We start from the raw sequence: 14,368 nt of genomic DNA, 5'->3' as shown, positions 1-14,368 counted from the left end.
AAGGTACACAAAGACTGCTACACAAGCCCTCACAGAAAAAAACTTCGTGCTCTTCGTGGCCTCCGTGGTAAAAAATAAACCACAAAGAGCGCAAAGTACACAAAGACTGCCACACAAGCCCTCACAGAAAAAAACTTCGTGCTCTTCGTGGCCTCCGTGGTAAAAAATAAACCACAAAGAGCGCAAAGTACACAAAGACCGCTACACAAGCCCTCACAGAAAAAAACTTCGTGCTCTTCGTGGCCTCCGTGGTGAAAAGCAAACCAAGAAACTTCTGTGTGCAATCAGGTCGCCATAAGAACTGAACCATTGAAGTTCGCTGCCCCAACGACAAAATGCGCCTGCAAAATAATTGTAGCTACAAGGAAAAATGTCAAATTAACCTATATTGCGGGTACAACAATTGATCGGAAATCCGTTTTAGAAATATTTGTTGGTGATTTTTGTTATATTTCGACCAGCACTTTTTTAACCTTTGTTTTAACCTATATCACATGAAACAAGTTTTTTTCGCTGCAGCCGCGTTATTTGCTGGAGCTAGTCCGCTTTTTTCTCAAAACTCCCTTATCCAATTCAATGCGCGAAACCTGGTGGTTCTGTCCGATGCCGACATGAGCGCATCTACTTTTTCAGATGGTCAATTATTGCGTGATGCCGCTGCTAAAGACAAGCTTACATCGGTAAAATTCCCGGTAGCCCGGACGGGTTCGATGCAATCCATCCTGGTCCCTAATTCAGTTGTCAACTACTCCAAATCTGTAGCGGTACCTTCTACCGGTGGCCTGGCTTTCGTGATCGAATCCAAGACCAGCCCGGCCGATGCCGTAAAGGAAGTAAAAGACATTGCTGCCGAAAACAAAGGGCAGCGCGTGTATGTGGTTGATATCGTGAACCCGGTATCTCCCAAACTTAAATTTCCTTTTTCGATCGGAAGCAATCCCCTTTCCGTTGACATTTATAAAAATGAGCTGATTATCTCAACCGAGGAAGCCGGCAAAAAACTCGGCTTCCTGGAAACAGATCCTGAAGGCAAACCCACCCGTTTGATTTACCTCCCGATCGATACAGACAGTACCCAAAACCTGGTAGATGTGTCATTTCATCCTTCCGGGGACTTTATAGCGGCTTCTCTTGCTCCAAGCGGAGAGTTTGTCCTTTACAAAATAGTACGCGATAATGGGAAGCTGAAAAATATCGAAACGGTCGGAAAGCCGGTTAAATTGGGAGACAAACTCACAATGGGACGTTTTTCGGCTGACGGTAAAAAGTATTTCGTAGTAGACAGCAAGGGCGAGCTTGGAAAAAGCACAGGTGATGCCGAGCTGATCGCAGTAAATGTAGACACCCAGGCCGGCAACCATACCGCCGCAGGCAAAGTGGCTCTCGGCGCCAACCCGTCTTCATTTGCCTTAAGCCCCGACGGCAGCCTGATTGCTGCTGCGGTAGCAGGTAGCAGCCTCGGCGCCTGGACCAGTCCCGAGGTAGGCCAGGGCGGAAAAGTAGTCCTCCTGAAAGTCGGTGCCGATGGTGCCCTCACCAAAGGTGGTGAGCAGATCGTTGAAGGTATTTACCCGAGCAGCGTCGCTTTCGACAAAGATGGCTCCAATCTGGCAGTAAGTATTTTTGAAAACCTGGATTACGGCGACCGTAAAGGTGCGGTAGTATTTTACACCGTCAACAAAGGCGACGCCACGCTGGCCCCGCAAAAAGCCAGAATCAGCGTTGAGCGCGGCGCACATACCCTCCGCGTAGTGCACTGATATTTTTCCTGAAACAAGAAAAAGGGACCTTTTAAAGGGTCCCTTTTTTATTTCCCGGGGGATAATAGTACCTCACCGGAGCAGGTATTAATCCCGTCCCAACGCCATAAGGTCCCTGACAAAAAAGGAAAAAATGCCAATCAGGCAAATAATGGCGCCTCCCAGTAAGAAAGTAGCTGCAATTCCCACCTGATCGGCCAGGAAGCCGGTACCCAGCAAACCGAGAATAGAAGGAAGCAGCGACACGCTTGTGAACATAGAAAACACCCGTCCGAGGAATGCAGGGTCTACTTTTTGCTGTATTACCGCGGTAAAACTGGCATTATAAACCGTAAAGGCTACCCCGCAAATGGTGGTGAGAATTACAAAGACAATAAAGCCATCCTTCCCTAAAAGGCCCGATGCGCCAAGCGAGGCGCCCATCACTATGTAAGTAAGGTTAATAAGCACCACTTTGTTTCCCCGGTCTCCGGCCAACCCGAGCAGGCTCCCTCCAAACAACATCCCGATACCCCATACTGCTTCAATTACACTCATCTGGAAAGGGTTTCCGTCAAAATGCTGCAAGGTCATCAACGGGAAAAGAACGGCAACCGGCATAATAAAGAAGGTAACCAGAATAGAAAAAAGGAAAAGCAATCCCAGCCCTTTATAAGAGGTAACCGCCTTTACTCCCGAAACAATTTCATTCCATACCGATTCCTTCTGCGCCTCGCTTTGCTTCCCGGGCCTCGGGATATGAACAAAAAACAGTGAAGCAATTGCAAAAACCGCCCCGACAATATCTATCAGAAGGACTTTCTCGATCGGGAATATGCCAATTGCCAAAGCGCCCAACGCAGGCCCGGCAATTACCGAAATGGACTGGATTGCCTGGTTGATACCACCGATGCGCAACAATTCCGAAGGGGGAGCCAAAAGCGGGATAGATGCCTGCATTGCCGGGAAATGGAAGGAAGATCCTACCGAACGCAACGCCAGCAAAAGATAAACCAGCACAAGATTCTTTTCTCCCAAATAAAGTACGACCGCGATCAGAAGGGTGCACGCCGCGATAAAGCCGTCGGCCAGCATCATCGTCAGCTTCCGGTCCCACCGGTCAATAAAGACACCCGTAAATAAACCAAGCACAGACTGCGGGAGCATTCCGGCAATGGCAGCGTAAGCCAATACCTCTGCCGAACCGGTCTCAAGGCTCAACCAAATGATAATGGCAAAGTTCACCAATGCACTACTTACCAGCGACACCAATTGCCCCGACCATATAATGGCAAAGGTTCGTTTCCAATTACTCATAAAAAAAATAGACGAGGGCCGGATCAGGCCCTCCGGTAAAGAATAGATTGGCTAATAGAATCAAACCTGGAAAAACACGGAGAGGTTCCCGGATCGGCCTTAATAAGCGCCCTTCACGTTCATCCTGATCCCAAAGACGGCATCGCCGGCGGTAACAAAAAGCAGTCTGCGGTCTGTTCCCCCGAAAGTAACATTGGCCGACCAACCCTTGCGCACAGGGATATGCGCAATTTGCCTGGCATTCTTATCAAAAACCGTTATTCCGTTCCCGGCCAGATAGAGGTTGCCTTTTTCGTCAAGCGTGATACCATCCGCAGCCATGGGGGCCGCCAGGCTCCTTCCGGAAACCGTACCGTCGGGCTCTATCACATAGCGATAGATTTTCTTGTCACCTATATCGGCGATGTACAAATTTTTACCATCGGGGCTGCCGATAATCCCATTGGGCTTTACCACACCCGAATTGAGTACAATGAGCTCCTTTTTTCCCGGTTTCAGGAGATAGACGTGCTCGCCATCCTGTTGTTTTTCCGGGGTGCGCTTCCAATAATCGCGTGCGTACAAAGGATCGGTAAAATAGATATTCCCGTTGGGATGAACCCACACATCATTCGGTCCGTTAAGCAATTTTCCATCCCGCTCCTTTACCAGGACTTTGTGTTTTCCCCTGGCGTTGATTGACCAGAGTTGATTGTGCTCATCCGCACAGGCAATAAGATTGCCTTTGTTATCGAAAAACATCCCGTTTGAACGCCCCGCCTGGTCGGAAAAAACAGAAATCTTCCCCGTTTCCGCCTCCCATTTAAGAATTTTATTATTGGGCTGATCCGTAAAAAATACATTTCCTGACGGATCGGCAACGGGCCCTTCCGTAAATGAATAGCCCTCTCCCAACTTAACTACTTCAGCATTAGGAGCAACCAGGCCGGTTTCGTCCTGTATCTGGGCCGACGAGGTCTGCACCGCCAGTAGGATAAGCAGCGCAATAGCATAACCAGGGTTTCTCATGAGTGGTGAGTTGTGAAGTATGAGTAATTTGCGTGTTGCAAGTTTAAAATTGGCGAAAATTATCCGGTTTTCAGCATGCCGGCGAAAATCAAATACTGTGCAGCAAGGTAAGTAGACATGATCCAGAAGCCCTGGCCGGCTATTGGCTGAACAAACGAGGTATAGGCGATCAGTGTATCAGAAACCATGAAAAGGATCGCCCCGGCTAAGACCATCCGGTATGACTTTCGGCTCACCCTGTAATTCCGGAAAGACGCCGCAGCAGCCATCAGACTGATACTCAACGCATAAACAGGGACGGCCACGCTCAGCACGGGATCGTTCAGGTGCGGTAGCACAACCCCGAGTATCAGCGCCAGGACCATTGCTATCCCCCCGAGCTTCACACCGGGCCATTTCAACGGCATTTTGATATCCTGCCGAAACACAACGGTGTAAAGAATCTGCATAACCAGGAACGCCCCCAATCCGTGTATGAAAAAGTTTTTGAACAGTAGAAAAACATCTCCCATACCGGCAAATACCATAGCCAGCAAAAAAACCTTTTTATTCTTTATCTGTCTCTGGTCGGGCGTGGTAACCGACCCGAGCAGGAGAATCGTCATAATAAAGGGTTTAAGATAAAAACGTAGCCACCACACGTCCGCGACATGCCCATAGAGAATGCCTGCCCCGATGGCCAGATAGCCAATTATAAAGATGTTCGTGCTCCTCAACGCATGTTCCATACCTGCCTCCGTGTTGAATCAATAGCCAATCCGGGCCTTTTTCAGTATCTTTGCGAACCTTTTGAAAATTAACAATTTAATATACGCATGATTACGGTACAAAACGTATCGCTACGTTACGGAAAAAGAGTTTTATTTGATGAAGTTAACATCAAGTTTGTCCCGGGCAACTGCTACGGTATTATCGGGGCCAATGGTGCGGGCAAATCTACTTTCCTGAAAATTCTTTCGGGGGAAATCGAACCCCAGACCGGGTCGGTTGCCCTGAACCCGGGGGAACGTCTCGCTGTCCTGAAGCAGGACCAATTCCAGTTTGACCAGTACCCGGTCCTGGATACGGTTATCCTGGGTCACGCGCGCCTGTACCAGGTAATGAAAGAGCGTGAGGCCATTTATGAAAAGGAGGAATTTACAGACGCCGACGGGGAGAGGGCGGCTGAGCTGGAAGCCGAATTTGCCGACCTTAACGGCTGGGATGCCGAAACCGAAGCCGCCCAGATTCTCAGTGGTCTTGGTGTAAGCGAAGACCTTCATTACACCAAAATGGAGGACCTTAACGGCAATGACAAAGTTAAAGTGCTGCTTGCTCAGGCTTTATTCGGCAGCCCTGATGTGCTGCTCCTCGACGAACCGACCAACAACCTCGACATTGAGACGGTTATCTGGCTTGAAAACTTCCTGGCCAACTTTAAAAATACGGTCATCGTCGTTTCGCACGACAGGCACTTCCTTGATGAGGTGTGTACCCATGTGGTAGACATTGATTTCAGCAAGGTACAGCTTTATTCAGGGAACTATACTTTCTGGTACGAGTCCAGCCAGCTGGCCCTGAAGCAAAGGCAGGATGCCAACAAGAAGGCGGAAGACAAGCGGAAAGAACTTGAGGATTTTATCCGGCGCTTCAGCGCTAATGCCTCCAAATCAAAGCAGGCTACGTCGCGGGCTAAGCTTCTTGAAAAACTGACAATCGAGGACATCAAACCTTCCTCCAGGAAATATCCTTATATCGCATTCAAATCAGACCGCGAAGCAGGCGATCAGATTCTGAGCGTAGACGGTCTTTCAAAAACAGCCGAGGATGGTACCGTCTTATTCAGGAACGTATCTTTTATGGCCAACCGCGGCGATAAAATTGCTTTCGTCGGGAAAAACGTGCTCGCCGTCAGCGCTTTGTTCGACATCCTCGCAGGAGAATCCAAACCCGATGCCGGGACCTTCAACTGGGGCGTAACCATTACTACCTCCTACTTCCCGAAAGATCCGACAAGCTTTTTTGAAACCGACCTTAACCTGGTAGACTGGCTGAGGCAGTTTTCTACGGAGAAGGATGAAAGTTTTATCCGTGGTTTTCTTGGGAGAATGCTTTTTTCGGGAGAGGAATCCCTGAAAAAAGCGAGCGTGCTTTCGGGAGGCGAAAAGGTGCGTTGTATGCTTTCCAAGCTGATGCTTTCCGGCGCCAATGCGCTTATCCTGGACGATCCGACCAACCACCTGGATCTCGAGTCAATTACAGCACTCAACAACGGGATGAACGACTTCCCGGGCAACCTGTTTTTCTACTCGCATGACCACCAGATCATCCAAACAGTGGCCAACCGGATTATCGAGATCGGACCAAACGGAATGCTTGACAAGCTGATGACTTACGACGAATATCTTCAAAGCGATACCGTCAGGGAACAGCGCGCCAGGCTCTATTAACCGTCCCGGTCTTCCGCCGGAAACGGAAACCCGTCATACAACAGCGGCCCGCCGATACTGCATCGGCGGGCCGCTTTCATTTCGGAAACAACGGGCTATTGTTTAACCACCCGGATGATTTCGTTGTTATCGGTTCGGATCAGGTATCCGCCTGTTTCCCATTCCCTGGTGTTGACGACATTCCAGCCCGCATTCAACCGGACCTGGTCGATCAACCGCCCCGCATAGTTATAAACCCTTACGCTCTGCGCATAAGCGGATTGTATCTGGAGCGACTGGTTGAACGGATTGGGGTACCCGTAGGAGAAAATCGCCTGGTTCCCGCTTCCCGTCCTGATCGATTGAACAGGACTGTATGCAGCGGTATTATCGAGATCAACCATCTTAAGACGATAGTAGATTGTGCCCCGCCCGGTCGGCCGATCCGAAATACTGTACTTCCTGATATTCCTATCAAACTTTACATCGGCCACTTTCGAGAAAGACCGGGCATCAGCGCTCTTTTCTACTTCAAAATGACTAAAATTGACCGCCTGATCCACCGACCAGCTTAACTGCGCCCCGCCACTTCCCTCTCCTCTCACCTCAAAGGAAAGAAGACGTACCGGCAGCGATGTTCCTGAGGGCGGCGGGTCTGTAAAACAGGACTCCGTTGAGCTCGGGTAAGATACCGTTGCGGTGTAAACAGGATCAAGAGTAACCCGGATTTTCGCTCCTTCCTGCCTCAGTTTCGAATTCAAATCATCCACGACAGCCCATTTTCCATCTTCTCCGCGCTCCCAGCCCGGCCAGGCAATACCGGCGCCGTGCTGATCGACCGCAGCGCCGGGGAACAGAACTGAATTCTTCAGCGGCTGACCCTGCAGCGTTTGAACCACGGTTCCGTCAGGTGCAAGCCATTCCAGTTTGGCCAGCATACCTTTCGTATCGAAATTGGCGCTCACTTCGTAGTCCAGGTAGGGGGCTTCCTGTGCGCACCTGGGTGTCGCCTGCACTGAAATGGCGCGTTCGTTCCACGAGGTGGTCAATGGCTGGAAGTGAATTTCATGACCATTGTGCTCAAATTGTCTCGCAATCACCTGGCCTACCAGATTGCCGGCATTATCTTTTACAATTTTCGCCAGCGGGGCAAGAATCACCCCGTCAATCTGCGCGTTGCCGGTTAGCCTGACCTCACCATTTGCGTCAGGGAAATTGAACACAACACGCCCTTTGCTGTTCATCAGATCGGGTAGATTCGCAAAACGAACCGTTCTGTTTGCACCCAGGATATTGATGATCAGTGCAAAACCGGGACTGGCATTCAGCCCGGAAAAGCGGACTTCATTATTGAAACTGCTCCAGACCTCCGCCGAGATATTGATCACATTGACCGCGTCAGGGTCCAATACAAATTTCGGCTTTGCAGGCAAGCCGGCGGTAGATAAAAACGGACCGTCCAGGCGATAGGCGGCATTATCGAAATCACGCAGGATTACATTGTCGGGCTTTCGGGCCAGGGCCGCGGAGGTAATGCCCAGTTGTTGAAAAGCGCCGCCGATGTCCAATTTTCCGCTTTCGGGGCCGAATACATTTTCTACGACGGGGTTATGGGCCGGCCCTACCAACGGGCTTCCAAATTGAGCGGGATTGGTCTGGAGGGAGATTTTCCCGCCGCCGCCGTTCTTATAGCCAACCCTGAAATCACCGGCGGCATAATTTACCGCCAACTGGTTGGGGCGGGTGGCATCACCGATTTTCACATAGTTCCCGGCTGACACTTTCAGGTCCGAACCGTCGGGAAGAACAATGCCGCCTCTTACGGCAAGCCCAAGCGGAAGGCCGCCGTATTTGAAGCCGTCGTTGGTTTTGGGAATAATCTGGTAGGTAGAGCCCTGCAGAATCAGATCGCCACCCACCGCCACGCGACCTTCTACTTCAGTCGCCGTCAAACGTAGTTCTTCTTTTACAAAAATCGTAAAGTTCAAAGCCGGTTCGGTAATTTTCTGCCCCATCAGCCGGGCAACCGGACTAAATAATACCATTACAAAAAACGACAAACAAACTTGCAAAATGGCCGAATTTCGTCTTGTGGCCTCTACAAAAAACGTCTTGTTATTCATTATTAAAATGCGATACTTACGCAGCATGTCCGATCAGATTCGTTCATGTGCTTTTCGATATTTATTGAGAAATTATCAGGAACTCCCTCCAGGCTGCCTTTATTGGAGGGCAAAAGGCAGCTAAAAGGCAAGCCATACGATCAGGAAAGCAAATCCCTTAACCATATACGTAACCAGAGCATTAACGTCTCTGCGGTACCGGTGATGCCCCGGAGTAATCCGAATGCCGGATCCACGGACTCATGCCAACCCGCAGCAGCGTATCAGGCGACCTACGATCGAAAAAACGCTGCTGCATTAAAACACCAGGTTGCATTTCCGGCAGACCACCTGAAATCAGGAAGTAAAATTGATATCAGTAACCCATAGCAAGCGAAATTTTGTTTTTGTTATTACCTGAACCCGGGGAACAAGAGGGGGGACACCATATCCACGGATATTTTCTTGTCGATTCAAATGGATCGATCTGTACAAATATAGAGAAATATCTATAGAAGAATACGGACAAAACCGCTCGATCACCTTAGAATGGAAAATATATAAATTTCATTTAACTTTTTTTAAACTAATTCCAAATAATATCCAAAATCAGAGCACACCACTAAAAAGGGCGGGAATCAGGTTCCCGCCCCCAATCTTCGGCACATCAACCAAAATCGCCCACTCTATTTTTTGAACACCAGCTGCACGGCTACCGGCTGATGGTCGGAAGGATATCTTTTGTGCAGGGCATCAGTCAGAACGGCATATCGCAGAACCTCAAACGCGTCGCTTACAAAAACGTAGTCAATTCTGCGATCCAGCGGGGCATCCCAGTCAAAACTGTTAAATGTCCCTTCCGGTCCGTAAGCAGGAGCCTGCGTTACCTGTCTTGTATCTTTCAGCAATTGCCCTATCGTATGAATTTGCTCTGTTTCGGGGGTTGAATTAAAATCGCCGGTCAGAATTACCGGTGTAGTTCCGGCAATCTCGCGGATCTTTGAAACGATCAGCTTCCCGGACTCTTTTCTCGCCACTACACCCTGGTGGTCAAAGTGCGCATTAAAAAAGAAAAACTCCTTTTTCGTAAGCAAATCTTTGAATTTTGCCCAGGATACGATCCGGTTGCAACAGGTGGCATCCCAACCTTTCCCGGGCGTTTCAGGAGTTTCCCGCAACCAGAAATCGCCTTCATCCAGGAGCCTGAACCTATCCCGTTTGTAAAAAATAGCAGAGTGCTCGCCGGCTTTTTTCCCGTCATCCCGTCCGCTTCCGGTATACCTGTAATCCCGCATCCGGGTAATGTCGTCCAATTGATGGCGAAGTCCTTCCTGTGTTCCGAACAAATCAAAATCATGATAACGGATCAATGCGTTCACCTGGTCTTTCCGGTTGCTCCATGCATTAATTCCATCGTTCTTGGTGTCGTATCGCAGATTATAGCTCGCGACGTTCAGATAGTTGACCGGGCGTCGTTTCACGCTCGAGCAGGCCGTCATGACTCCTGCCAACAGACAAGCCAGCAGACTGAATTTAATTGGTTGAATTTTGATCATATATTTCCAGCTAAACAGTTAAAATATTTTCCCTGGTTTTATTATCCTGTGACGCCCGCAGCCGGTGCTTCGCGGCCGCTACTTTTCCGTCCCTGAAACAAAAGGCTGCAGCCCCTCACTGACAAAAGTACCTTTTTCTCCGTCAGGAAGCGAATAGGTCACATACACATCAGTACCCGGGAAATCCCCCAAACGTTCTTTCAGCTTTTCAATACCCATCAGCAAAAATGCCGTCGCATAGGCATCGGCCGTCATGGCATCGGGCGCAAATACAGTCACGCTGAGGATATCGCTCAGCCCGGGGAGCCCCGTCACCGGATCCACAATATGGGTAAAAGTAATGCCGTTCTTCCGGTAATGGTTCCGGTAATTCCCTGACGTCGCCATAGCGCGGTCGGCGATCCTGACGGTAGCGGCCAGCATATCGGGCGCTTCCGGGTTGGCAATGCCCACAATCCACGGAGCACCTTCGGGTTTCGTGCCTTTGCCACGCAGCTCCCCCCCTACTTCCACCAGGTATTGATGAATGTCATTGCTTTCCAGGAAATGTGCAATTACATCAACCGAATACCCCTGGGCCAACGCATTAAAATCCAGCTTCACGCCCTCCTTTGACTTTCTTACGGAAACCGAATCGAATTCAATATTTGAAAACCCTACGAAACGCATCACCGAATCCAGGTCAAATGCTTCGTTCTTCCGCCCGGCCGGTCCGAAACCATAGGCTTCCACCAACGGGAGCACAGTGGGGTCAAACAGGCCTTGGGTGGCTGCGTTGACCTCACCGGCCTTCTTCAGCACGGGGTAAAAATAAGGTGACGTAAAACGGATGGCGTGTGAACGGTTAAAAACGGAAATCTCCGAATCAGCCCTGTAAAGTGAAAGCGATTTATCAAAATCGGCCAGCAGGCTATCGATACTTCGTTTGAAATTACGTCTTTGCCCGTCATAATACTTGACACGGTACGTGGTTCCCTGCGCCCGTCCGGATACCACCATTTGCCCGGGGTCGGCCATAAACTGGTGCGATGCAAGAATAAACAGAAAAAAACAGGCAAAACGGGCCATAATTATTTTGAACTTTTCATTCAGAAAACGTCAACGCTACTTCAGCTGCCGAACCTGGGCGAAGACCTCATCAGATCGGTTCATTCCGGAGCAAGGCTTCGTAAGCTACATCCTGGATACGCCTGCGTACTTTAAGCGTGTTAATACGGTTATTGTCAACACTCGGATAAACGCGGTTGGACAAAAGGATAAAGATCAGATCCTTTTCCGGGTCTACCCAGACCACGTTGCCGGTGAACCCGGTATGTCCGTAGGAGCTCCCGGAGGCAAGGTCCGACAAGTAGGTACTGCTCCCGGAGCTTTTGGGCTTGTCCCATCCCAATCCCCGTTTTCCCTCCTGCGCCCTTGTAAATAGGGAAACCGTTTCCGGTTTCAGGTACTGCCGGCCTGCATATTCACCCTTCCACAGGTTCATCTGCAACAAAACGGCCAGGTCACGGGCGTTTCCAAAAAGCCCGGCATGCCCGCTCAACCCTCCGCAAAGGGCTGCCATCTGGTCGTGAACGGTTCCGCGGAGCAGTTCGCCGCGGTAGCGACCGTCGTTTTCAGTAGGCGCGATATGATCTGCCCCCGTTTTTTCAAGCGGGTTATACAGGAGATTTTTAAGCCCCAGCGGCTGGTAAAAATTTTTGTAGACAAATGCATCGAGGCCGGTTCCGCTCACCCGTTCCACCACCTTTTGCAGCATATAAAACCCAAGGTCACTGTAAACATAAGGGTATTTCCCGTTACTCCTCCGGTTCATAGGCGACTCGATAATCCATCTCCACACGGAATCCCTTACGGTATTGTTTACGTAGAGTGTCGGCGAAACCCGGAGGGAGAAGGTATCGTCCGGCTCGCTTTTGTAGTAAGTTCCCGAAAGCCGGGTCGGCGACAGCATCGTAGACTCCCAGAGCTTGGGATAAAAGGATCTCAGCCCGCCCTGGTGGATCAACAGCTCCCGGATCGTAATATCGGCCTTGTTCGTACCTTTCAACTCCGGAAGATAAAAGGCAACTTTTTCATCCAGACTGATTTTCTTCCGGTCATAGAGGAACATCACCGCCTGCAGAGTTGCTGCTATTTTGGTAACTGACGCCAGGTCATACAGGGTTTCCGATGTTACCGGCTCGGGTTTTTCGTAGGTCAGGCTCCCATAGTTTTTCTCGAAAACAATGCGTCCTGAATGTGCGATCAAAACCTGGCAGCCGGGAAAAGCTTTCCGCATAATGGCGTCCTGCACGAGGTAATCAATGCTCGACAGTACATCTCCGCTCAATCCGGCCACATCGGGTGCAGTATACCCGAGCCTTTCTACCTGTACTACCTCGGCGCGCGTACCCGATGCAAACCTTCCGGCTGCAGCTGCCAGCATTCCTTTCGGTTTGAGCGCCCCGAAAATAATCTGCGCGGCTGCCTCCTGTGCATAGGCGTCGGCCTGGTACGTAACCAGGAAAGCGTCCGCGTCCGGCAAGACTTCAAGGCCATAAGGGGAGCCCATGACACATACCACCGTTTTCCTGCCCATTTGCCGAAGCGAATCCAACAGGGTGACCGCCTCCCCCGGTATATTAAAATTCCTGGCATGAGCCGACGAAACGCCGTAGAGGCCTACAATCACCGTCTCATATTCCGTTAACGTTTTCAAAAGCGCTCCCGCACCGGATGATCCGTCTCCGCTTTTCGCAAAATCAAAATGGGTAACAGTTCCCAGCTTGTCGAGCATATTCCGGAACGGGGTAGCGCCACCTTCGCCAATGGAGACCGAAGCGACCGTTGACCGGTTGGTGAGGGGCAGCACACTGGCTTTGTTTTTAACAACCGTGACCGACGCCTCGGTAAGCTCTCTTTTTAATCCTTCGGCACGGGCGGTATTAAGGTCATCTGCGATACTATTAAGGTCCGCCGGCACATACTGGCTGAGCCCTGCGAAATACTTGCCTCTAAGGATACGCTTGACTTTTTCATCCAGGACTGCTTCCGAGACCCGCCCCTCGGCCAGGGCGGCTTTAAACGCCTGGATTGACTCCGCTACCTGTTCCGGCGCCAGCACCATATCGTTGCCGGCCAGCAAGGCCTTCACGTTTACTTCGCTGGGCTTTCCTGAATTCAGGACGCCTTTCATGTTCATGGCGTCGGTAAAAACGATGCCCTTGAACCCCATTGCCTTGCGGAGCATGCCTTCTATTACCAGCTTTGAAAGGGAAGCAGGAAGACCACTTTGCGAATCCAGGGCAGGTACCTGCAGGTGGCCGCTCATAATGGCTACGACACTGTCCCTGATCAGTCTTCGGAACGGGTACAGCTCGGTTTCTATCAGTTGTTCGCGACTTTGGTTCAGCACAGGCAGCGTCCGGTGCGAATCCATATCTGTATCTCCGTGGCCGGGAAAATGTTTGGCAACGGCAATAACGCGCTGACGCTGCAGTCCTTTCATATAGGCCGCAGCGCGTACGGCAACATTATTTTTGTTATCTCCGAACGAACGGTTCCCGATAACCGGGTTTTTGGGATTCGAATTAATATCGGCGACCGGCGCAAAATTCACATGTACACCTATCCGGCGGCATTGGCGGCCTATTTCTTCGCCCATTTTGTACAGGAGACCGGGATCCTGGATAGCGCCCAACGCCATTTGTCTTGGAAAAGACTGGGTGCTGTCGAGCCGCATTCCAAGGCCCCATTCGGCGTCAAGACCTATCAGCAGGGGAACCTTCGCCGCTGCCTGGTAGCGGTTTGTCAGGGATGCCTGTCGAACCGGACCGCCCTGGAAAAACAATACGCCACCAATATTGTATTGGCGAATAAGATCTTCCACCGCTTTGTGCTCGGCCTCCCGCTTGTTGGAATAAGCGCTGATCATAAACAGCTGACCAATCTTTTCGTCAACTGTCAGTGACGAAAAGACGCTGTCCACCCAAGGGGCCGCAGGCAATACTTCTACATGCTGAGGGGGTGGTTCCGGGGGAGATTTTTCAGCTCCCGATGCCCCGGAAGGCTTCGGAACTTCCGGAGCAATGCTCAGCCATTGGGAAACAAGCGGCGGCTTCAATTGAAGTAATGAAGCGGCCGCCGCAATTCCAACCAACAACACCAGACCGACGATCGCCAGCACTCTCCCGGAACATAGATACCTAAACCTATGCTTCATCAACAACCACGCTTAAAAATTAAAAAAAATGCCGGCA

The 14,368-nt window shown here is 50.5% G+C and carries 9 protein-coding genes; 2 read left to right on the top strand and 7 right to left on the bottom strand.

What is annotated here, in order from left to right:
- The first annotated feature begins 494 nt into the window (after positions 1-494).
- Complete coding sequence (locus ABD852_RS10020; protein WP_345028343.1) at positions 495-1,760, top strand: WD40 repeat domain-containing protein; 1,266 nt, start codon at positions 495-497, stop codon at positions 1,758-1,760.
- Positions 1,761-1,847: 87 nt separating this feature from the next.
- Here the strand turns inward: ABD852_RS10020 and ABD852_RS10015 are convergent, their stop codons facing one another.
- The 3 genes from ABD852_RS10015 to ABD852_RS10005 form a co-directional block, all read right to left on the bottom strand.
- Positions 1,848-3,056: an MFS transporter gene (locus ABD852_RS10015; RefSeq protein ID WP_345028342.1), complete on the bottom strand. Its 1,209-nt coding sequence runs from the start codon at positions 3,054-3,056 to the stop codon at positions 1,848-1,850.
- A 99-nt stretch (positions 3,057-3,155) separates the two neighbouring features.
- Positions 3,156-4,064, bottom strand: a complete 909-nt coding sequence (locus ABD852_RS10010; RefSeq protein WP_345028340.1) for an SMP-30/gluconolactonase/LRE family protein — start codon at positions 4,062-4,064, stop codon at positions 3,156-3,158.
- A 59-nt stretch (positions 4,065-4,123) separates the two neighbouring features.
- Complete coding sequence (locus tag ABD852_RS10005) at positions 4,124-4,792, bottom strand: lysoplasmalogenase (RefSeq protein ID WP_345028338.1); 669 nt, start codon at positions 4,790-4,792, stop codon at positions 4,124-4,126.
- An 87-nt stretch (positions 4,793-4,879) separates the two neighbouring features.
- Here ABD852_RS10005 and ABD852_RS10000 point away from each other — a divergent pair, with 87 nt between their 5' ends.
- Positions 4,880-6,493, top strand: coding sequence for an ABC-F family ATP-binding cassette domain-containing protein (locus ABD852_RS10000; RefSeq protein WP_345028337.1), 1,614 nt, complete (start codon positions 4,880-4,882; stop codon positions 6,491-6,493).
- A 95-nt stretch (positions 6,494-6,588) separates the two neighbouring features.
- Here the strand turns inward: ABD852_RS10000 and ABD852_RS09995 are convergent, their stop codons facing one another.
- The 4 genes from ABD852_RS09995 to ABD852_RS09980 all read right to left on the bottom strand — a co-directional run bounded on the left by ABD852_RS09995 (position 6,589) and on the right by ABD852_RS09980 (position 14,331).
- Positions 6,589-8,517: a choice-of-anchor A family protein gene (locus tag ABD852_RS09995; protein WP_345028335.1), complete on the bottom strand. Its 1,929-nt coding sequence runs from the start codon at positions 8,515-8,517 to the stop codon at positions 6,589-6,591.
- Between the two features lie 743 nt (positions 8,518-9,260).
- A complete protein-coding gene (locus tag ABD852_RS09990) occupies positions 9,261-10,130 on the bottom strand; it encodes an endonuclease/exonuclease/phosphatase family protein (protein ID WP_425568799.1) in 870 nt (289 codons plus the stop codon).
- A gap of 78 nt (positions 10,131-10,208) precedes the next feature.
- Positions 10,209-11,198 carry an FAD:protein FMN transferase gene (locus ABD852_RS09985; RefSeq protein WP_345028333.1) on the bottom strand — a complete coding sequence of 330 codons (990 nt, stop codon included), beginning with the start codon at positions 11,196-11,198 and terminating at the stop codon, positions 10,209-10,211.
- Positions 11,199-11,268: 70 nt separating this feature from the next.
- Entirely contained in the window at positions 11,269-14,331 is a 3,063-nt protein-coding gene (locus tag ABD852_RS09980; RefSeq protein WP_345028330.1) for a serine hydrolase domain-containing protein, read from the bottom strand.
- Positions 14,332-14,368 lie beyond the last annotated feature (37 nt).

Origin of the sequence: Ravibacter arvi, assembly GCF_039540405.1 — a bacterium.
GTDB classification, from domain to species: domain Bacteria; phylum Bacteroidota; class Bacteroidia; order Cytophagales; family Spirosomataceae; genus Ravibacter; species Ravibacter arvi.
This window is presented reverse-complemented; position numbering and strand designations above follow the sequence as displayed.

Coding starts and splice junctions, on each gene's coding strand:
- ABD852_RS10000 (WP_345028337.1), top strand. CDS start 4,880: ATGATTACGGTACAAAACGTATCGCTACGTTACGGAAAAAGAGTTTTA.
- ABD852_RS10010 (WP_345028340.1), bottom strand. CDS start 4,064: ATGAGAAACCCTGGTTATGCTATTGCGCTGCTTATCCTACTGGCGGTG.
- ABD852_RS09985 (WP_345028333.1), bottom strand. CDS start 11,198: ATGGCCCGTTTTGCCTGTTTTTTTCTGTTTATTCTTGCATCGCACCAG.
- ABD852_RS09990 (WP_425568799.1), bottom strand. CDS start 10,130: ATGATCAAAATTCAACCAATTAAATTCAGTCTGCTGGCTTGTCTGTTG.
- ABD852_RS10005 (WP_345028338.1), bottom strand. CDS start 4,792: ATGGAACATGCGTTGAGGAGCACGAACATCTTTATAATTGGCTATCTG.
- ABD852_RS10015 (WP_345028342.1), bottom strand. CDS start 3,056: ATGAGTAATTGGAAACGAACCTTTGCCATTATATGGTCGGGGCAATTG.
- ABD852_RS10020 (WP_345028343.1), top strand. CDS start 495: ATGAAACAAGTTTTTTTCGCTGCAGCCGCGTTATTTGCTGGAGCTAGT.
- ABD852_RS09980 (WP_345028330.1), bottom strand. CDS start 14,331: ATGAAGCATAGGTTTAGGTATCTATGTTCCGGGAGAGTGCTGGCGATC.
- ABD852_RS09995 (WP_345028335.1), bottom strand. CDS start 8,517: ATGGTATTATTTAGTCCGGTTGCCCGGCTGATGGGGCAGAAAATTACC.